Raw genomic sequence first — 20,818 nt, 5'->3', positions numbered from 1 at the left:
AGCAGGGCAGTTAGAATGGAATCTATTTTTCAGACATTATTTTATCTTTCTCCTTTTGGAACTCATCTTCAGACAGTACGCCTGAATCTTTAAGTTCTTTAATTTTTTTCAGCCTGTCATATTTCGTTTCCTGATTAAGACGTTGGGATTTATCTTTGGGCAGAAATTCATCAGGAACAATAAGCTCACCTGATCTGATTGCATTTTCAATGTCAATTTCATAGTTCATGAGACCACTTCCAATTTTAGCATAGTAGACAAAACCATTTTTCTTGCTGCCTCTCGGCATAATTTTTTTTACTTTGAATATCAGTCTGGAGTTACTTCTTCTGAAAGAATTGGCTTGATTAGCTAATCCCTGATATCCCGTCGTTGAATAATAGTTGAATAATGAAGAAGCATTGGTTCTGATGAATTTAAAATCTCCGTCATTCATAGAACCTGTCCCTATTTTTAGATCTAAATTTTCATATATTTTAAAACCAGTTGACGTTGTGAGGGTATCATTTTGAAATTTTGGTGCATTCTGAGTGTAGTACACTCCGAAAATTAGGAGTGTAAATAATACGGCTGATTTTTTCATTGTTTTATTTTAATAATCAAAATTGAAAGCCAAAAATAAAACGGATGAAAGGGATTGCCTTACGGGAATCCTTATCTATAAGAGGAAATACATCAATATAAAATATCGGAGTCAGAAATGATAAGAAGGATCGCTTCAGTAAAAGTCTCTGCAATTAACTCATAGTTTTCATTAAAATTTTTGAATACTCCTTTTTTTCCTTTTACAAAACCCATATGATGTGAATTGATCAGATAATCCGCAAATACAATGAAACTTTTATTATTTTCATTATGATATTCTTTCAGAATTCTTTCTAGTGGCCAGATAGAAAACATATTTTGTGTCCAGTCCCAATCTGCAAATCCATCCAGTCTTAAATAAAATTCTTTACAATCATCCGGAAACTGAAACCCGAGAATTTCTTCAGCTTCTTTAATGGACTCAGGTGTTGCAGGTGGACTAAGTTTTATGTTTTCACTGGTCCATTTCTCTTTAATTTTATCGATCCGCAAATGTATCATCAAAGTTATTAATGAAATTATCGTACAATTTTAATCTGCTGCAAAACCCCTTTCTCATCTTTAAAACTAAAAATATAAGTTCCTCTTTGTACTTTTGATAAATCTATATTTCTGTTATAATAGGCAAAGCCCCTGCTGATTACCTCTCCATCTGTAGAATAAACGGTAAATTCGAATTGATTACTGTTATTTTTATTGCTGATGATAAAACCGTCTCTGGATGCATTGGTATAGACTCTTGTTTTAGTCTCACGGTCTTCCCCAGCTGTATTTGAAGAGAGTGCATTCTCAGAAATATCAGCTGCCTGTAAGCTTTTAATAGCTGATTTGGTTACAGAAGTTGTACTTCCGCCGATGATGTATAATTTATCATTGTATACTTCCGCAGCAGCGTGCCTTCTGGGAATCATATTGGATGTTAGCTGATGGAATTTATTGGTTGTAGTATCGAAATAGGCCAGAAAAGTCTGATTATTATAACCTCCTGCAATAAAAATCTTATTACCGGATACAGCTAATGAATGTCCTGATATGCCGGCTGGCATTGTAATCTGATCGGTCCAGCGATTGGTGTTGAGATCGAAAATATTGATCAGGCGGGATGAAGTACCGTTAAAGCCACCAATGACATACAGCTTATCATTTACAATCTTGCCCTTTGCTTCTCTGGCAGTAGGCATATCCGGTAATGGATGCCATGTATTGGAAGCAATATCATAATATTGGAACCTGTTGGAAAAGGAAGTAGTGGCAGCGCCGTTAAGTCCGCTGCCGCCAAACACATATATTTTTCCGTTATGGATGGCAGAACCTGCATTTCCTGTATAGGAATGGTTCACAGCTCCCTTCGTTACTTTCTGTGTTTCAAGGTCTACAATTTCAAGATGACTGTTTCCCCAACCGTTAAAAATATAGATTTTATTATCATATGTCTCCGAATTAGCAAATTTTTTAGGACTGATAGTAACATTGAGAAGACTCCATTTGTTGTCTGTAATATTGTATTTTTCAATATAATTGGCAGTACCTCCGCTTTCCTGATAGCCGTTGCTCACATAGATATTATCATCCACGATAACACTGGTTATAGCCCCTCTGCCTACAGACATATTCGCCAGATTTTTAAATTGAAGCGTTTGTGCATGGGTTAGCAATGAACCAAAAAATGAAAAGAGTAATAATTTTGCTTTCATATGCTGAAATTTAGTTTTTGGTTTTGAAATTAATATAAATTTGATTGTTAGAGTTATAATCCTTCGTAAAAGAATATTTTTAATAATGTTAGGTTATCCATATATTAATTCTTTGGACAATTTCCCAGGCTCCATTATTTTTCTGAAGTATATAGCCCGTTCCATCCCCATAAATTCCTGCATAATAATTTACTTCAATATAAGCAGTTTGTCTGTCATGAGAGAAAAAGACCTTTGAGAATTCTAAATATTCATAAATAGCATATTTTTCTTGGTCATGTTTAATTTCAGATAATTTTAAATTTCGATATTTTTTCTTTATGGTTTTACTTATTTCGGTAACCTTGTTTTCGTTGTATTGTGATACAAAATCTTTATGGTCTTCTTTAAACAGGAATTTTTTTGCAGTAGAATCACGTTTTCCCTCTGCTCCTATGGGTAAAAAATATTTTTCAAAATCATTTTCATCCATAAAATTGAAATTTGTTTCAACTTTTATTAAAGTGCTGGAAATTTTATTCTGGGTTGAATCTGTTTTTTTTGCTTTAAAATGATTGGAATCAATAATCTTTTCAATAATCAGATCGTTATCTGAGTATTTATTTCCCACTTTTTCAACGGAACAGTTTAATATTATTATACAGGAAAATAATAACAGGAAAGGTTTCATCAGTTTTTATTCAGCTTTTAAATTGGTTTTTATTGCAGCAGGCAGTCCATCTTTGTTTTTTACCTTCTCATAATATTTTTTAGACTTTTTCATCAGCTTTTCATCAGAATTTTTTATTCCGACCTCCTGCAGGCACAATGCGTAGGATCCATTAAATGTATCATCTTTCTTAAAGTTTGATTCTGCTTTTTCAAAATACGGAATAGCCTCTTCATATTTTTCATTGAGAGTTAACAATACCGCTTTGAGGCATTGGGTATCTTTGTTGGGAATGTTATATTTACTTTCAGCAATATTTATATTGTCAAGACCATTTTTATAATCTTCTATAAATAAAGAAGTGAGCCCGATGCCATAATATCCTTCAGGACTTTCAGGAAAATATTCTGTCATTTCCTTGAATTTTCTTCTTGAAAAACTCATTCTCCCTACTTTCATAGCAAGAGAAGCAAGATTTTGCTTAAATTCTATTGATTTGTTTTGGGCAAGACTGTCTGCAGCATGGTAGAAAATTACAGCATCATTTTCCATATTACTTAATCTTAAAGTGTATCCCGCCCAGAAATAGGCATCACAAAAAGAGTTGTCAGTTTCTATTATTTCTGAAAAGATTTTGAAAGCGGCTCCGAGATATAAATTTTGCTGCACAGATTTTATTCCAAGAGGATATATTTTATTAAATCTTTCAGTGTCCGGTTTTTTGCAATAGGTTCTGTTTCCTAAAAAGTAATCTGTTTGATTTTGCTGTGCTGAAATATTGATCAGACATAACATAGCAGATAAAAGCAATAGAATTTGTTTCATGGGTTAAGTTTTATACTGACGAAAAGTATGGGCTATACAGAAGTTCAGGCTGAATTTTATTTAGTTTTTAATAGGCATTGCCAATATTTTTCCTGGACTAAACTAAGAAAAAAATGTGAAAAAGGGAGAAAGAATATTTAAAATGGAATTGTATTTTACTGTCTCAAAGTTGAGAGGTTTTGAGGAGCTGTGATTTAGTTTTCTATGAATAATTTAAATTTGACAATTTCGGTTGGCGATTCCACAAGGATCCAGTAAAAATTATCTTCTTTGTTTATGATCTGGTACATATACCGATCTCCTTTTTTGCTGAAATTCTTTCTTCCGTTATTATTGCTTTCAATAAACTCTAACTCAAATCTATTTTTACCAATCCACTTGTAAAATAATTTTGAATATGATCCATCAGCAAAACTTTCTTTCCAAAAGCTTTTGTCTGTTTGTACAGTTGTTTTTTCACCTCCATACTCAAAGTAGTGGAAAGTGGTATTTTTTTTGAAAAGATTGATTTCATTTTCAGATACTGTAATGGCTGGGTGTTCATTCAGTCTTACCCAATCATCAGTCTTGGGTGGATCGTTTTTCTGTAAATAATCCCTGAAGGACTGACATCTATTTTGTAATCTGAAATATATCTGATCAAATTTATCCTGACGTTCTGAATCCGTAAACTGAGCCAGATAAGGAAGAATAAATTTCTGGTTGATACTTTCTATTTTTAATGAATCATTAAGCGATTCATTGTCTTTAAGATCTAAACACATTTTATCGATAAGTTGGTCGGTTGTATCTGAAAGATTTTGGGTGTATAAAAATGCTGAGCAGAATAAAGCGGTTATTGACATTATGTTTCTCATGAGAATGGTTTTAGTTTTTGTTACCAAATCTACAAATTACCATAATGTTTTTGAATAAAGCTGTGGATTTTTATGTAACTATAAAATCAAAACCACCCCTGTGAGGGTAGTTTTATTTTTACAAATCCTGAGAGTTGCATAGGCCGGAGAGGATAAGATTTTTATATCTGGCAGTAAAATTTTTTCATCAGCGCCTTTTTTTGTTGAATTGTATTCAACCAATGTTGCAAATGCTTTCTGCAATCTTTCAACCAGGGCCTGGTCTGAACCAAAGTTGAAAGGTGATCTGTATTTATTATAATTGGGACCGCTTATTGAAATATAGTCATAATAATTTCCTTCGCCTTCACGGTCATAATCACAGTGGGCAAAAAGTTGTTTATTCCCCGAAACATAAAAGTCAGAATAATCAGTTTTCATTCAATAAAGTATTTTAACTACAATAAATTGCCAGCCGTATCTGATTGAATCCACCTTTTCCTCTGAAATCTAATAAATAGGCACTCAAATTTTTACTTTGCCATTTAATATCATTCCTTGCCATTTCTTCTTTAGACTTTTCTAAATCTTCATATACTTCAAGGTAGGGTTTTCCAAGATTTTCAGTTATATATTTTTTTATTTCGTGGAATTTTTCGTTAAACATTTCATTCGAAGTTTCAATTTTTTCATTTTCATTCCATTCATAAGACTTGAATTTGATTTGCTCATCTTTGGTGAAAAAATAATCTACTTTAAGAATGAAGTTGTTTTCGTTTCGTTGATATGATCTGGGAATTTCAAACTTATACATTTCAAAACTTGGATAAATATCTTCCCCAATTCCCCAAAAATAGCCGAGGGAGATATCTTTTGATTTTTTATCTATTTCTTCTTTTTTAATTTCAGAGAACTTTTTAAAGAAAAAATCAATTTCATCCCAGACAGGAACATTACTATATTTATTTCCTGAACAACTGTAAAATATTAATATAATAAAGAGAAAAAGAATTCTTGATTTCATTAGTATATATTGTTGCGATTGTATAGGTGAAAAAAGGTATTGATGAAGTATCGAATTTTATTTAGTATAATCTCCTGCAATAATAGATTTCTCCATTGTACTTATGATCTCAGAAACGGGAATGGTAAATATCCCGGCATCTCCTTTATCGAATTCTCTTTTCCAGTAAGAATATCCGTCCATTTCAAGGGAATCTGGTTTTTTGCCGGTTTCACTTTTCAGAGTGGTGACACTTTTGTCCAAAGCTTCTTCTGATATAGGAATATGGCTGAAATATTCTGCAAAACCCGTAGGACTGGCAGGGTTTTTAATTTTCAAACCACTGATGGAAATATGAATCACTTTTCCGGTTTCAGGATATTCTTCAATTTTTAAGATTTTAAGAATTGAGCTTTTTTCCGTTGGGCGGGTTTTGTAATTCCATTCCTGGCCGGCGCTGTATTGGTCTTTTTTTGTGCAACTGAAAAACAGTAAGAATATTCCTACGATTAAAGTATAGAGTTTCATGAAGGGTGGTTATTAGTTTTGTTTTTATTTCAAATAACTTTGTTCAAGAAGTTCCACTGATTCTGCTTCAGTTAATGGTGTCTTCTTATCGGTATTATTTGTTAAATTGAATGAGATCAGATTGTTGTTTCTCACGGCATACAGCAAATAGGAAGTACGGTCCTTATTATCATTTTGGGGCATATTTTTTATGATAATTTTCCAGATAATATAATTTTTTTCTTCGTTTCGCTTTACTTCGGAAACTTCAGCTTTTACTCCGGCTGAAGAGGCCCAGTAATCATATTCCCATTTGTAATATGCATTCAGCAATTCTTTTTCTGTTAAGCCTTCTTTATAAAATTCAAATTTTTCAGGTTTTCTTACTGAAATCAATAAACTTATTTTTTCGTCTTTATTGCTTAAGCGAAACTGTCCAGATTGTTTCAGTCGATCTTTATATTCCCATTTTCCGGGAACTTCAAATAATTCTCCATTGATTTGAAAAGGAGTTTTCTTTTGTGCAAAAGAAGAGCTAGAAATCAGAAAAAGAACAAAGATTGAAAAAAGTTTAATGTTTAATTTCATTTTGATAACAGTATGTTGTGATAAATTTAGTTAAACCCAAATTTACATATTGTACCAATATAAATTATATACTATGATGATGTTGTTTGAGCTATTTTTCTTTTTTCCTTCTTTGCTATCCGAAGTCCCCTGACTTTGGATTTTCTTTTTATTGACGCAAAGTCGGGGAGACTTTGTGGAGCGAGGTTACAGCCTTCTACAATGGTGCAAACTCATGTGAGCAACAGTTATTATTTTAATTGAATTTCAATCTTTTTATCTTCCATAAATAACTTTATCCAATTCGGATTTTCATTATTTCCTGGAATGCATTCGATTAAACTTTTATTATTTTTATAATTTTCTATGGCTTGTTCCCCAAACTTGATTTTCATTTCATAAATTTCATTGCCATTATATCCAATCCAGGCTTTTGTTATTATTTGCCTGTTGTTTTCAATATTATGATAAAGTAAAGATTTTGTGTCTTCTGGTAAATGATTTATACCATCACACCAAAAAGTCTTAGCATAATATTTTATCTTTTCATTTTCAATGTTTTTAAAATCCAGAGACCATTCTAAATGACTGCAAAATTCTAAATTAAACATGGGTTCATTAAGATTATAATTAAAAGCACCACAATTGGGACATTCAATATATTCTCCATTCAATTTTTCAAACTCACATTCTGCACATCTGCCATTTCTATTGTTTAAATGCTGAATAATAATTTTTGCTTCATTTTTGTCTACATTGAATTCGTCAATTATTTTTTTTTCAGCAAATACTTTTAAATCGTTTTGTATTAAAATATAAAGATCAAGCTTTTGTTCTTCAGAAAAGTTTAGAGTAATAACTTCATTTTTACATTTGTTGCAATTAATTTTCATTCTGATTTTCTTACAAATATCCAAATTTAGATAAATTATGGGTTCAAATTTAAATAGAGAGCATTTGAACAAAAATTGTTCTTTTAGAATAGCTTTTATATTTTCCCTTTCCTTTCAAGAAGGAGATACGCTGCATCCAGCATTTTGATCAAATGGATGTACGGGTTTATCATATTCCTTTCCGGAAGATTGCTGTATACCCCAAGTGAGAAATAAGCCATCCCGGATATAAAATAATCAAACTCCTGTATGCTGTATTCTTTGAATGCTTTTTTGAAAACCAACAGAGGATTTTGGTATTCTTTCTCAGAAAGCAAGCCAAGAACTAGTGGAGAGACTTCTTCCAACGGAATATTGACGAACCCTTTCTTTTCCTTTGTCGCTATGAAGTAACCTGCACGGATGAATGAACGCATCGCCTGGTAAAAATGAAGAATGACGGACGGATCTTCTTGTATCCGGCTGTTTCGTTTGAGAGCATAATTCATAATGCTGTTTAGTTGTTCTTTGGATGCTGTAAGGTCATTGAACTGAAAATAGCTTTCCATCAGCTGTAAGCCGTAGTATTTTTTGTGGTCTTTTCCCATCCGGGACTGAAAGTCTGTTCTGTTTTTTTTCATGAGTTTGTATTTTTTTAGTGATTTTAAAATGATTGATTGGTGTACAATTTTTTGAACCATTAAGAATGTTTAAGGGATTAAGAATCATTAAGATCATAGCTGAAGCTATGTGTTCAGCGGACTGCTTCATCCATCTTTGATGGATCTTAACTTACCTTATTCTCTTTGTTTCTCTTAATGGTTACTATTTTTCAGGTATATTTTTTTTGAACCATTAAGAGTTTTTAAGGGATTAAGAATCATTGAGATCATAGCTGAAGCTATGTGTTCAGCGGACTGCTTTATCCATCTTTGATGGATCTTAACTTATCTTATTCTCTTCATCTTTCTTAATGGTTATATTTTTTGTTTTTATTGTACGATTTTACTGGCCATAAAGGAAGAAGTTCTGAACTTTTTACCCATACAAGCCTGATGAATAGTATAGAATTTGTGTTTTTCTAAAAAGCCCGAAAGCCGCAATGGATTGTACACCCCATTGTACCGTATCATGATACTTTATGTTGTAAAGCAGGCTTAGAAAAAGATGTAGAAAACAGAACTGCATGAAATAAAAACGGCATGAGACTCTACAATATCTGTAATAGGGGTACTGGTATACCTTGAGACAGATAAGGAGAGCCCACGCCTAGGTCGTGAGCTTCCTGCTTATCTTCTTGTCTCTTAAAAATTACCAGTTTTCTATTACAAGATTCTAAGCAATAGCTTCTATATTTCTTTGAAGTATCGCAAAATTACATCTTCGGATGTAATCTAATAGCAAATATAATATATTTTCTCGCATATGGTAATATATTACCATGAAATATTTAATTGAAATTCCAAAATTGCTACTAATTATAAAATTAATGGATAGCAAAGACGTTTTAAAATTGTATATGCAGTGTTTTTCTGAACATCTCAAGGAGATAAGAAAGGAGAAATATAATTCTATGGATGCTGTTGCACAAAATTCAGTCTTTGATTCCAGTAATTATAATAAATATGAGAATGGTAAAGGAAACCCAACCATTGAAACTATTCTTAAAATGGCTTCAGCATTTAAAATTCCACCGAAGGAATTATTTGATTTTGACTTCGATATAGAAAAATATAAAATTGATGAATAAATCCTGACGAAAGTTAGGATTTTTTATTTTAAGGGGGAGTTTTTATTTGCTTAAGCTTGAGAAATTTTGCCAATAAAATGATGTTATATGAAGTCATATGTTCCAGTATTTTCTAATAAGTGATTATACATAGCCTTAACTTTAACTTTTTCTTCTTCATTTTTTGCTTTATCAATGATCTTTTGGAACATACCATTATTTAAATAATATGTTGAAGTTCCAGAATAATAAAAGTCCATAATGAAATCGTGACAAAGCTCAAACACGTTTTTGATTTCAAAAAATTGATCAGGGTGGAAGATAATTATTGTATTATCTTCTGGGTTGTCATCATATTTTACAAATTGTTCTTTAAAATTTCCAGGAATTGTATTGACATATTCTACTATTTTAAAAATTTGATCTATTATTCTAACTTGAAATAATGAGTCATTTTGTTGTTTATCAAACATAACTTCAATTAATTTTGAAAAAACTGATGTTAGTTTATGCGTAAATGGGGAATTTACATTATTTAAAGATAAATATGACTTGCAAAAAACTTCGATATAGAATATAATGTTTTGAAATAACGCAGGAGTTAATTCGGATAAATGGCCAAAATTATATGAATCAATGTCATATATTTTTTCACTTTTACTAATTTCAATTGCACGATCTAATAGTAATGATATTACGGTATACTGAATCGCACATGAATTTACCATGCTATTTTCTGTAGTTTTATTTTTTGCAATTAATCCATAAGTACTTATCCATATATAACCAAATTCACTCTCTGAAATATGTAAAGTTCTATTTCTATCATAATAGAAATATTTTTTGGAAAATTCTTTATAGTCAACATTTATTGAGTTAAGGAGCTTTATAAAATAATCTCGATCAGTAAATTTGAACTCATGCGCAAAAGATTCCTTTTTGTTTATTCTCTTAATTAGATAATCTAAATCAGCTTTTGTTGATATTTTAATAAATTTAGCTTCGTTTTCTAACATAGGCGTTTGGTGATTATTTATTATTTAAAGTTGGTAAATTTTGTGCAGTAGGTAATGTTTTATTTTGATAAAGTTAGAATGTTTTTAATTCCTAATTCTGTTACTTGTTCTTTGAATTTTTCAATATTTGGATAAATAAAATCCTTTGTAATTCCCATTTCTTTTAGTTTGTCTTTAATAGCTGGAATCAAAGATTTGTGTATATTAAAACAACCTGATACACATTCTAAAAACATATTCTGTTTATATTCTTCTTCATCGAGTAATTCTTTTATGTCATGAATGTATTCCTTATAAGTTTTCTCAATGGGATACCATGGGTGATTATTATATAGAAATAGCCCATCTTGATTAATAATGTTTAAGCTATTAACAATTTTATATAATTCTTTATTTGGAATTATTATACTCATAAAATTTTCATTGACTTTCTCATATGGAATATTTTCATCTTCAAAATTTTTATCAAAAGCATATTTCCATGCTTTAAAAGCTGTGCTTTCTTCATAGCAATAATACAATGAAAAGTAATTTTCAATAGGATTATCACTTGGTGTATATTTTATATTGTCTATTGCAAAATATAAAGCAACGTATGGATTGTAAGTAAAATCAAGAAAAGGAGTAGGTAAACCATAATGTTGCATATAGCTTAAAAAAGCAATAGAGTTTTTAGGGTTTATGCCTGATACCTCTAATAACTTAGAAATAACTTCATTATTCCATTTTTCAGCTTCACTTATTAATTCACTTATAAAGCGACAATAATGTTCGGGTATTTTATCTTCAGGGGCTTGTAAATGTAAGTCTTGTGCTATATAAAGTCTTTGTGCAGAATTATACATTCCATATTTTGCTTCAGCACATCCTCTATATATAAAGCCTGTTCCTTTTGTTTGAAAAGTTTCTAATTTTTCAAATATTGCATTTATATTTATATTGATTGGAAGTTCTCCATCTTTAAAAAATTCTGCTTTCTCTTCAAACGTTGAATATTCAAATAATTTCATTTTTGTTTAAAAGTATTATTGTAAGTTATTAAACTATTCTGTATATCTCAGCAAACATAAAAACTTTAAAATATAGAAATATTTAGGCAATAAAAAAAATAAAACCGCCCTATAAAAATAGAACGGTTAGTATATTAAATTGTCTCAGCAACAGCTGTTACATCATTCTTGGCATTCCGCCACCCATTGGCATAGCTGGTTCGTCTTTTTTCACTTCAGTGATTATACATTGAGCTGTTAAAAGCATTCCGGAAACAGAAGCTGCGTTTTCAAGGGCAACCTTAACCCATATTTTGCCAATATAATGTTATCTGTAGTTGCATTATTCGGTTTTTGATCGAACGAATTTAAGTGTGTCAGTAATTATTGGTTTTGTCCAACCAATGTTTTCATCGGGATTTTTTTGTTCAAGGACTACTTTTACAGTATCATAAAGTTTGTCAAGATAAATTATTTTTCTTCCGTTTCCAATTTCGCTGGAATTTTCATCTGTCGATAATCGAAGTTCAAACGGAAAATCTATAAAGTAGTCCCTATAATCATATTTAAAAATTATTTCCAATGGATAACTGATATTTGAAATTTTATTATTTTCATCGTATTCTATTTCAATTTTTGCAGTGTAAAACATTACATCTTTTTTGTTTAATAAGGTATAATTATTTTTTAATGGTTTATAAAAAACATTTTCAATACGCTTTTGTTTAGCTTGTTTTACATCGTTTTCTTTTGTTGCTGCAAATACTATAAATGAATAGCTTAAAGCATTTCCAATTAAAAGAGGAATAAATAATTTTTTAAAACTGAATTTGAAAATTTTTGATATTGCGAAAGTTTCAATACACACACTTCCCAAGCACATCAAAAAATAAGTTGCAATCCAGTTAAATTTGTCAAAAGTTGCATTTGGAAGAAATCTATCAATTGCAAAATGCCAAATTAACATTGCAAACATCATCACAAGAGTTCCAAGAAATCCAGAAATTAAATTTCCGATTATTGATATTAGCACAGATTTTTTCCAACCAATTTTAAGAAATACATAAATAGTTATGGTTTCAATAATTATTGTAAGGAAAATTAAATACCAAAATTTTTGAACTTCTTCACTAACATAAATAGCGGGCCAAATTACATTTAATAAAGTCATTTATTTTTTGCGAGATATTGGTTTTGCAATTACAGATAACGTCCAAATATACGCATTGCGCACAAATATCACATATATATTATTGCGCTTATTTCATATATGTATTGTACAATTGCTTGTTAAACAGCGGTTTATTTTTAGTTGTTTTGGATAAACGCAATAGTATATAATAAATGATAAACAAAGGAGTTATCTACAAAATAAAAAACCGCTCCACAAAAGTAGAACGGTTTATATATTAAATTTGTCTTAGCGACTCGCTATTACATCATTCCTGGCATTCCACCACCCATTGGCATAGCTGGTTCAGCGCTCTTCACTTCTGTGATAACACATTCTGTTGTAAGAAGCATTCCGGAAACAGAAGCTGCATTTTCAAGGGCAACTCTTGTTACTTTAGTTGGGTCAATGATCCCTGCTTCAAGCATGTGAACGTATTCGTCAGTTTTCGCGTTGTATCCGAAGTCTCCTGAACCTTCTGCTACTTTAGCAACGATTACAGAACCTTCACCACCTGCGTTGGCAACGATTTGTCTTAATGGCTCTTCGATCGCTCTTTTCACGATCTTGATCCCTGTTGTTTCATCAGCGTTAGATCCTGAAAGATTGTCAAGTGCAGAGATGGCTCTTACTAAAGCAACACCACCACCAGCAACGATACCTTCTTCAACAGCTGCTCTTGTAGCGTGTAGGGCATCATCTACTCTGTCTTTTTTCTCTTTCATTTCTACTTCAGAAGCAGCACCTACGTAAAGTACAGCAACACCACCAGCTAACTTAGCTAATCTTTCCTGAAGTTTCTCTCTGTCGTAGTCAGACGTTGTAGTTTCCATCTGAGCTTTGATCTGAGCTACTCTTCCTTTGATTTTCGCTTCGTCACCACCACCGTTTACAACTGTAGTGTTGTCTTTGTCGATCGTTACTTTCTCAGCAGTTCCAAGCATATCTAAAGAGATGTTTTCCATTGTGAAACCTTGCTCTTCAGAGATTACCTGTCCACCTGTAAGGATCGCGATATCTTCCAGCATTGCTTTTCTTCTGTCTCCGAATCCTGGAGCTTTTACAGCAGCAATTTTAAGAGAACCTCTTAGTTTGTTTACTACCAAAGTAGCTAAAGCTTCTCCTTCAACTTCTTCAGAGATAATCAATAAAGACTTACCGCCTTGTGCAATTGGCTCAAGAACAGGTAACAATTCTTTCATTGAAGAGATTTTCTTCTCTACTAAAAGGATATATGGGTTTTCTAGTTCAGCTAACATTTTCTCAGGGTTCGTCACGAAGTAAGGTGACTGGTATCCTCTGTCGAACTGCATACCTTCTACAACGTCTACTGTTGTATCAGTACCTTTAGCTTCTTCTACAGTGATTACTCCTTCTTTACCTACTTTTCCGAACGCTTCAGCGATTAAAGAACCGATGGTATCATCGTTGTTGGCAGAAATAGAAGCAACCTGCTTGATTTTTTCTGAAGAATCTCCAACCTCCTGAGATTGAGATTTAAGGTTTTCAACAACAGCAGTTACCGCTTTGTCGATTCCTCTTTTAAGATCCATCGGGTTAGCACCTGCAGCTACGTTCTTAAGACCTTCTCTTACGATAGCCTGTGCCAATACAGTAGCGGTAGTCGTACCGTCTCCTGCGATATCGTTAGTTTTGGAAGCTACTTCTTTTACCATCTGAGCTCCCATGTTTTCTACTTTATCTTCAAGTTCGATTTCTTTTGCTACAGAAACACCATCCTTAGTTACGTGTGGAGCACCGAAAGATTTTTCGATCACTACGTTTCTTCCTTTAGGACCTAAAGTTACTTTTACTGCATTAGCCAATGCATCTACCCCTCTCTTTAGAGCGTCTCTTGATTCAATATCGAATTTTATTTCTTTTGCCATAATTTTTTATTGTATTAATGTACTTTGTACAATGTATTAATGATTTTGTATTCTGAAAATATCATTTTACATGAATACATTTTACTTTTTACAAATTAACCGATGATTCCCAATAAGTCAGCTTCTCTTACGATTAAGTAATCTTTCCCTTCTAACTTCAATTCAGAACCTGAATATTTACCATAAAGAACTTTGTCACCTACCTGAACTGTTGTAGGCTCGTCTTTTTTACCAGGACCTACTGCTACTACAGTACCTTCTTGCGGCTTTTCCTTTGCAGTATCCGGAATAATAATACCTGAAGCTGTTTTAGTTTCTGCTGCGATTGGCTCTACCAGAACTCTGTCTGCCAATGGTTTAAAGTTTACTGACATAATATATTTAATTTTTTAATTATTTCTGTCTTCTAATTCTCTAAATGTATGCCATGAGACGCTGATGGATGAAATGGCAGATTTTTATTTCCGAATGTGAAAAATTGGCAGAAAAATTATTTTTTGCGGGCTGGAAATCCGAAAAGATAACTGGTCATCACAGGGACAAGGAACAAAAGGACAGTAACGGTTGAAACCAATATCTCCATAGTATGGCTGCCTAAAAATTGAGCGAATGCCGTGGAAGGGCAGAAGTGCTCATATAGAGATAAGCTTAGTTTAATTCCTAAAACAGCAATCACAATAAAAGCGGCAGTTTCCAGGAAAGGAAATACCTGCATCAAACGGACAAACCACTGCGCAATAAATCTCATTGCTAAAATTCCTATAAAAACTCCTAATGTAATCAGAAGTAAGTTGTCTGAAAAAGCGACTGCCGCAAAAACGTTATCTATGGAAAAAGCAAGATCCATCACTTCTACAATGGCAACCGTAGCCCAGAATGGCCCCAACAGTCCAATTGAATTTTTATACAGCCAGCTGGATTCTTTGTTAGGGCTTTCTTCCGGACTTTCTTCATCACTTGTGTTTTTTATTTTTTTGATAAACCAGTCAATGGAGATGTAGAGCAGATAAATTCCTCCCAGGGGTTTCAGCCACCATACGGAAATCAGTACTGAAGCAAAGATCAGGGCCAGGCCGCGGAATACATAGGCGCCCAGAATCCCATATTTTAAGGCTTTTTTTCTTTGCTGTTCCGGAAGATCCATTACGATGGTAGCCAGTACTGCAGCATTGTCTACGGACAGAAGGCTTTCAATAAGAATAAGGTTGGCAACGATGGCCATAGATTTCGCAGGGTTTTGAAGAATATCATTAAGAAGATGTGAAAAATCAGAAAGTATCATTTTTTAAGAAGTGGTATTTTGATTAAGTTTTGAAATAATGGCGGCAGAAATAGTAATGCCGATGAAATTGGTAACAGATCTGGCTTCATTCATAAAACGGTCTATGCTGTACAGCAGGGCAAGATCTGTAACAGGAATTTTTCCGAATCTGCTCAGGGTAAACATAAGGGCGAGGAAACCGGACCCCGGAACACCGGAGGCTGTCTTCGATGCAATGGAAATAATGATGAACAGCCAGCAATAGTCCTGCACAGTAAGGGAAATATTATAAAACTGAACAAGGAAAATGCATGAAATAGAAAGGTAAATACAGGCTCCAGCCAGGTTGAAATTATACCCGAGAGGAATGACAAAGCGAAGAATTTTGCGGTCATATCCCTGAGATTCCATTTTATCAAAAATCATCGGAAAGGCTGTCTTGGAGGAAGAGGTGGCTACTACCAGGATGATTTCTTCTTTAATGCTGATCAGAAAATCCCAGAGATTAATTTTGAAATAAGCCGTCACCAATCCCAATATTCCGAAAATAAAAAAAAGACAGGCAAGATAAACGGTGGCAACAATCTTACTTAAAGGCAGTAAAGTATTAATTCCGTAAACGGATATTGCATAGGCGATATTACAGAAAATGATTACCGGAAGAAAGATATAAACATATTTGATTAATTTAAAAAACAGATTTTTCCCCTCATCCAGAAAGTGAAGGATTTTATCTTTTCCTTGATACATGCCGATGGCAATTCCTGCAGAAATTGATATCAACAGGAAGATCAGATAATTGCTGATCCGTAAAGGATTCGTTACTCTCGTTAAAAGGCTTTCGGGCAGGCTTTTATTAATGGCAGCCAGATTAATTCCCGTGTTGGCCCCAGGTTTTAAAAGAAGACCGAAAGCAATTCCTAATACAATACTGACAGAGGTGATGATCAAAAAATAAAGAACCATTTGACCCACAATCCGGAACGCATTTTTAATACTGAAGATGTAGCTTATCCCATAAGTGACAGCAATGAAGATAACGGGAACAATCAAGACCTCAAGAAGTACAAAGAAATAATGACTTACACTTTGCAGCTGCCTGCCGGTTTCCGGAAAATAATAGCCGGTTAATGCTCCACAGATAATGGCTGTGAATACATATAAAGTAAGGTTCCTCAGATAGGAATCTGTAAAGGTTTTTTGTTTGAATAGAGGCTTCACCGTATATCTTTTTACAGGATAAGAATACAAAAAATTATAGAAATAATCTTATATAATACCAAGAATCAGTGCTCCTAACAGCATCACAATAGAGGAGCCGATGGCCCATTTTAAAGTGAATTTCAAATGATCTGAGAATTCAACTCCGGCCAGTGATACCAGCAGATATGTTGAAGGAACCAAAGGACTCAATAAATGAGAGGCCTGCCCCACAAGGCTTGCTCGTCCCAGAACATCAGGTGAAATGCCCAGCTGATGGCCGGTAGCGGTAATGACTGGTAATATCCCGAAATAGTAAGCATCATTTGTCAGGAAAAAAGTTAAAGGTACGCTGAATATAGCAGTAATTACATTCAGGTAGCCGCCCCAGTTTTTAGGGATAATATCAATGATACTGTTTCCCATTGCATTCATAATGCCGGTACCGTTTAATATTCCTGTGAAAATTCCCGCTCCGAAGATCATTCCTGCTACAGATAAAGCATTTCCTGCATGTTTTGAAATGATTTTCTGCTGGTCTTTCAGTTTAGGATAATTAATTACTGAAGCAATACAGAAAGCAATCATAAAAGCAATTCCTAAAGGAATGATATCGAGAATCATGACACAAAGCAGAATAATAGTCAGGATCAGATTGATAACAATCAGTTTGGGACGTCTTAATGCCGGATCGTTCTCCCCTGCAATGTCCTGTCCGCTGTATTGGGTATATCTTCCGTGTTTACTTATTCTTTTTTTCTCCTTTACCCCCAGAATATAGGCAACAATAATTACCCAGACAATTCCGATCAGCATTACCGGGATCATAGGAACAAAAATTTCTGTATGACCTAGTTTCAGAGAGCTCATAACTCTTGCAGTGGGGCCTCCCCATGGCAGGATATTCATAATACCGCCTGCCAGCATAATAATGCAGGTAAGCACAAGAGGATTCATTCCCTGTTTTTTATACAGAGGTAGCAAGGCTGCTACTACGATAATATAGGTAGAGGAACCGTCGCCGTCCAAAGAGACCAGAGTGGTAAGGATAGCCGTTCCGATGGTAGTTTTTACCGGATTATCACCTACAGCTTTCAATATGGCATTTACTAAAGGTTCAAAAAGTCCGGTATCAATCATCAGGCTGAAATACAGAATGGCAAAAATCAGCATGACTCCTGTAAGGGCTATTTCTTTTACTCCCTCTTTCATCATTTTTCCTAAATCCGGACCGAATCCGGCTATTACGGCTATAAGCACGGGGATAAGAACAAGAGCGGTAAGGGGAGTCATCTTTTTGTTCATGATCAGGATCATGAAGATGAAAATCATTAAAAAACCGAGAAATGTAAGCATAGTGTGTTGTAAATGTTAATGAGATTATTGATTCTTTTTTCTCCAGTCAAACGTGTTTCTGAAACCTATAAATCCGTAATTGCTTGTTTTTTTGGTTTCCATCTGATTGATGAAGGCAAATTCCAAAGCAGAGTTTTTCCCTGTTTTTATTCCAAGACCTGCTGTAATACGATTGCTGTCGAAAGGTTCCAGTTTATCCACATTCATTCTGATTTCATTTTTCAGAATACCATAGAGTTTTTCTTTCTCTCCTTTTTTATTGAAAGGAATTCTGACGGAAATGAGGTAACGGATTCTTACTTCGAATTCATCCGGATTACTGATAAAACGCTCTTCCACTCTAAGCCTGTTGGATATTGATGTTCTGCCAATATAATAATCAGCAGTTACCTGTTGAAAAGGTCTTTTTTCATATCTTATTTTTTTAGAATCGTCAGCATTATAAGATTCAAGGATCAGAAACATAGCTCCTGCAGCAGGCTTTATATTTTCAGCCACTTCATAATCTACATAGGCATTCACCAGAAAAAGTCTTGTGTCATAGGCAAGGTCAAAGGAACGGTATTGGGTAAGCGCAGTAAGGGTGCTTTTATCAGTGATCTTGGCCGACATCAGATACTGAAACCACATATTGTAATTATCTTTACTCTGGCTGTAAAGTCCGTTGAATAAACATAATGATAAAATAAGGGTTAATTTTATATTAATTTTCATATAATATTGGGTTAATATTGTACTTTTTCAAATATATTTATTAGAAGGAGCGGCTCTGGAATTTTTCAACCAATGACAGTTTTTATCAACAAACTGCATTTTGAGTTAAAAAGATATTATATTTGATGCGCTTCAAAATAGGGCAGTTTTTATGTTTTTAATCATTAATTTTATTATTATTTTACTGATAATCAGGATTTTGTTTAATGATAAGATTCTAAGAAGCCTTATGGAGTATCGTTGGAAGCTTTTGTTGAGGTTTCAGCATATTTTTTTCTTTTTTATCTTCATTTTGATTACTTATTTTACCGAAAATTACTTCCTGGACTCCACCGAATTGATGGTAAGTATCATTTTGAATACTTTTTTTAACATCGGAATTTACTATCTGGTCTATTATTACCTGGTTCCCCATTTTTACCTTTCAAATAAATATCCGGAGTTTATACTCTACGCTCTGATTTGTTTTTTAACCTCCAGTCTTTTCAGGATTCTGTGGGAGCCTGCCGTTTTTAAGGTAGATTTCAGCAGAGAAGGGTATTATGTGGGATTTCTCTATAATGTTTATATTTCGCAGGGTATTGTGATTCTTGTTGCCTCATTTCTGGGAATTACCAAAGACAAATTTTTAATAGAACAGAATGTGATTGACCTTGGAGAAGAGAAAGAGCAGCTTTATCTTGATCTCATCAGGTCTAAGCTGAATCCGCATTTTTTACTGAATACACTTAATAATATGTATGCCAACAGTTTTACCCATTCAGAGAAAACACCGGATTCTATTCTGCAGCTCAGTAAACTTTTACAGTATATTATTTATGATAGCGGAAAGGAGAGGATAAGCATTTCCCAGGAATTTTCCTCGCTAAAAGCACTTGCTGCTCTATACCAGCTTAAATACAGCAACCGGCTTGATATTGTTTTTGATATTCAGGATCAGGATGAATTTGATATTGTGGAAATTCCGCCTTCCGTATTGCTTACCTTATTTGAAAATGCTTTAAAGCATTCTGCAATAGGGGAAGAAGAAAACAGTTTTATAAAATTGTTGTGTATCATTGAAGATTCAGAACTGTTTTTTGAGATCATCAATTCTGTGGCAGAAAGCAGGACCGGGCTTGTAGATACAGGTTATCAGGGATTAGGAAATGAAGCGGTTATCCATATATTGGATAAGTTTTATTCAGACCGGTATGAGTTACATTCCGGGGCGGAAGAAAATAACCGCTATAAGATTACTTTAAAAATTAATATGAATGGCTAATTTGACTATCGTTAATGTAGACGATGAATATCCTGCATTGCAGCTTGTAAAACAATATTGTGACCAGCTTGAAGAAGTAGAGCTGCTGGCTTCATTTCAGAATCCGGAGGAAGCTTTGTCTTTTCTTAAGGAAAATAAAGTGGACCTTGTTGTTTTTGATATCAATATGCCAAGAATGAACGGGGTAGAACTTTTGCAGAAACTTCCTGAGAGGCCACTGTGCATTTTTCTCACCCTGGAATCAAAATATGCGGTGAAGGCATTTGAACTGGATGTGGTGCATTATCTGGTAAAACCGGTAGATTTTGAAACCTTTAGGAAAGCTGTTAACAAAGCAAAAGATTTTCTTCAGTTTAAAAACTCCGCAAATAATGCCCGTCAGGAAGACTATATCATGTTCAAATCCAATTATGTGATGAATAAGGTTTTCCTGAAGGATATCCTTTGGATACAGGGTTTTGGGGAGTATATAGTGCTGATGACGCCGTTAAAGAAATATATGATCCTTGACAGGATGTCAAATTTTGAGGAAAAGTTTCAGAATTTTGGATTTATCAGAATTCATAAATCTTATATTGTATTGTCTGACCGGATCAATTCTTACGACTCAAATAATGTATACCTGAAGAACGGAGATCAGCTTCCCTTGGGAAGAACTTATAAAAAGAATTTAAAAGAACATTTAAGCTGA

The 20,818-nt window shown here is 33.5% G+C and carries 24 protein-coding genes; 3 read left to right on the top strand and 21 right to left on the bottom strand.

What is annotated here, in order from left to right; all coding sequences use genetic code 11:
* Nucleotides 1-22 precede the first annotated feature (22 nt).
* The 12 genes from AC3FI7_RS13055 to AC3FI7_RS13000 form a co-directional block, all read right to left on the bottom strand.
* The gene (locus tag AC3FI7_RS13055) at nt 23-583 is read right to left on the bottom strand and encodes an SHOCT domain-containing protein (protein ID WP_491460278.1); all 561 of its coding nucleotides are present in this window, start codon (nt 581-583) and stop codon (nt 23-25) included.
* A 92-nt stretch (nt 584-675) separates the two neighbouring features.
* On the bottom strand, nt 676-1,086 hold the full coding sequence (locus AC3FI7_RS13050) for an SMI1/KNR4 family protein (RefSeq protein WP_343659828.1): 411 nt from the start codon (nt 1,084-1,086) through the stop codon (nt 676-678).
* A gap of 17 nt (nt 1,087-1,103) precedes the next feature.
* Nucleotides 1,104-2,279: a Kelch repeat-containing protein gene (locus tag AC3FI7_RS13045; RefSeq protein ID WP_491460277.1), complete on the bottom strand. Its 1,176-nt coding sequence runs from the start codon at nt 2,277-2,279 to the stop codon at nt 1,104-1,106.
* 88 nt (nt 2,280-2,367) lie between these two features.
* Nucleotides 2,368-2,949: a hypothetical protein gene (locus tag AC3FI7_RS13040; RefSeq protein ID WP_343659825.1), complete on the bottom strand. Its 582-nt coding sequence runs from the start codon at nt 2,947-2,949 to the stop codon at nt 2,368-2,370.
* 6 nt (nt 2,950-2,955) lie between these two features.
* Entirely contained in the window at nt 2,956-3,753 is a 798-nt protein-coding gene (locus AC3FI7_RS13035; RefSeq protein ID WP_491460276.1) for a tetratricopeptide repeat protein, read from the bottom strand.
* A 194-nt stretch (nt 3,754-3,947) separates the two neighbouring features.
* Nucleotides 3,948-4,610 carry a hypothetical protein gene (locus AC3FI7_RS13030; protein WP_491460275.1) on the bottom strand — a complete coding sequence of 221 codons (663 nt, stop codon included), beginning with the start codon at nt 4,608-4,610 and terminating at the stop codon, nt 3,948-3,950.
* A 78-nt stretch (nt 4,611-4,688) separates the two neighbouring features.
* Nucleotides 4,689-5,030 carry a hypothetical protein gene (locus AC3FI7_RS13025; protein WP_491460274.1) on the bottom strand — a complete coding sequence of 114 codons (342 nt, stop codon included), beginning with the start codon at nt 5,028-5,030 and terminating at the stop codon, nt 4,689-4,691.
* 13 nt (nt 5,031-5,043) lie between these two features.
* On the bottom strand, nt 5,044-5,613 hold the full coding sequence (locus AC3FI7_RS13020; RefSeq protein WP_491460273.1) for a hypothetical protein: 570 nt from the start codon (nt 5,611-5,613) through the stop codon (nt 5,044-5,046).
* Nucleotides 5,614-5,670: 57 nt separating this feature from the next.
* A complete protein-coding gene (locus AC3FI7_RS13015) occupies nt 5,671-6,120 on the bottom strand; it encodes a hypothetical protein (protein WP_343659818.1) in 450 nt (149 codons plus the stop codon).
* A 24-nt stretch (nt 6,121-6,144) separates the two neighbouring features.
* Nucleotides 6,145-6,687: a hypothetical protein gene (locus AC3FI7_RS13010; RefSeq protein ID WP_491460272.1), complete on the bottom strand. Its 543-nt coding sequence runs from the start codon at nt 6,685-6,687 to the stop codon at nt 6,145-6,147.
* Nucleotides 6,688-6,917: 230 nt separating this feature from the next.
* A complete protein-coding gene (locus tag AC3FI7_RS13005) occupies nt 6,918-7,559 on the bottom strand; it encodes a hypothetical protein (RefSeq protein WP_491460271.1) in 642 nt (213 codons plus the stop codon).
* Between the two features lie 95 nt (nt 7,560-7,654).
* On the bottom strand, nt 7,655-8,179 hold the full coding sequence (locus AC3FI7_RS13000) for a hypothetical protein (RefSeq protein WP_491460270.1): 525 nt from the start codon (nt 8,177-8,179) through the stop codon (nt 7,655-7,657).
* An 800-nt stretch (nt 8,180-8,979) separates the two neighbouring features.
* Here AC3FI7_RS13000 and AC3FI7_RS12995 point away from each other — a divergent pair.
* Nucleotides 8,980-9,288: a helix-turn-helix domain-containing protein gene (locus AC3FI7_RS12995; protein WP_491460269.1), complete on the top strand. Its 309-nt coding sequence runs from the start codon at nt 8,980-8,982 to the stop codon at nt 9,286-9,288.
* A gap of 83 nt (nt 9,289-9,371) precedes the next feature.
* On the opposite strand, the gene AC3FI7_RS12990 is transcribed toward AC3FI7_RS12995, so the two are convergent.
* The 9 genes from AC3FI7_RS12990 to AC3FI7_RS12950 all read right to left on the bottom strand — a co-directional run bounded on the left by AC3FI7_RS12990 (nt 9,372) and on the right by AC3FI7_RS12950 (nt 18,863).
* Complete coding sequence (locus tag AC3FI7_RS12990; RefSeq protein WP_491460268.1) at nt 9,372-10,283, bottom strand: hypothetical protein; 912 nt, start codon at nt 10,281-10,283, stop codon at nt 9,372-9,374.
* Between the two features lie 59 nt (nt 10,284-10,342).
* Nucleotides 10,343-11,293, bottom strand: a complete 951-nt coding sequence (locus tag AC3FI7_RS12985; protein WP_491460267.1) for an FRG domain-containing protein — start codon at nt 11,291-11,293, stop codon at nt 10,343-10,345.
* A gap of 322 nt (nt 11,294-11,615) precedes the next feature.
* Complete coding sequence (locus AC3FI7_RS12980; RefSeq protein WP_413960137.1) at nt 11,616-12,443, bottom strand: hypothetical protein; 828 nt, start codon at nt 12,441-12,443, stop codon at nt 11,616-11,618.
* A gap of 263 nt (nt 12,444-12,706) precedes the next feature.
* Complete coding sequence (groL, locus tag AC3FI7_RS12975; protein WP_062675889.1) at nt 12,707-14,332, bottom strand: chaperonin GroEL; 1,626 nt, start codon at nt 14,330-14,332, stop codon at nt 12,707-12,709.
* 95 nt (nt 14,333-14,427) lie between these two features.
* Nucleotides 14,428-14,706 carry a co-chaperone GroES gene (locus AC3FI7_RS12970; RefSeq protein WP_002976538.1) on the bottom strand — a complete coding sequence of 93 codons (279 nt, stop codon included), beginning with the start codon at nt 14,704-14,706 and terminating at the stop codon, nt 14,428-14,430.
* A gap of 116 nt (nt 14,707-14,822) precedes the next feature.
* On the bottom strand, nt 14,823-15,614 hold the full coding sequence (locus AC3FI7_RS12965; protein ID WP_491460266.1) for a TerC family protein: 792 nt from the start codon (nt 15,612-15,614) through the stop codon (nt 14,823-14,825).
* Between the two features lie 3 nt (nt 15,615-15,617).
* Complete coding sequence (locus tag AC3FI7_RS12960) at nt 15,618-16,814, bottom strand: cation:dicarboxylate symporter family transporter (RefSeq protein WP_142723809.1); 1,197 nt, start codon at nt 16,812-16,814, stop codon at nt 15,618-15,620.
* 48 nt (nt 16,815-16,862) lie between these two features.
* A complete protein-coding gene (locus tag AC3FI7_RS12955) occupies nt 16,863-18,149 on the bottom strand; it encodes a CitMHS family transporter (protein WP_142723810.1) in 1,287 nt (428 codons plus the stop codon).
* 24 nt (nt 18,150-18,173) lie between these two features.
* Complete coding sequence (locus tag AC3FI7_RS12950; protein WP_491460265.1) at nt 18,174-18,863, bottom strand: DUF2490 domain-containing protein; 690 nt, start codon at nt 18,861-18,863, stop codon at nt 18,174-18,176.
* Between the two features lie 355 nt (nt 18,864-19,218).
* Here AC3FI7_RS12950 and AC3FI7_RS12945 point away from each other — a divergent pair, with 355 nt between their 5' ends.
* Together AC3FI7_RS12945 and AC3FI7_RS12940 are read left to right on the top strand one after the other, a co-directional pair.
* Nucleotides 19,219-20,127 carry a sensor histidine kinase gene (locus tag AC3FI7_RS12945; RefSeq protein WP_491460264.1) on the top strand — a complete coding sequence of 303 codons (909 nt, stop codon included), beginning with the start codon at nt 19,219-19,221 and terminating at the stop codon, nt 20,125-20,127.
* Nucleotides 20,120-20,818, top strand: coding sequence for a LytR/AlgR family response regulator transcription factor (locus tag AC3FI7_RS12940; RefSeq protein WP_343659806.1), 699 nt, complete (start codon nt 20,120-20,122; stop codon nt 20,816-20,818). The genes AC3FI7_RS12945 and AC3FI7_RS12940 overlap by 8 nt, the downstream gene beginning before the upstream one ends.

This window comes from Chryseobacterium sp. TQ-BC-N36, from assembly GCF_058382295.1.
Note: the sequence above shows the minus strand (reverse complement) of the source record. Positions and strands in the feature narration are given on the sequence as shown.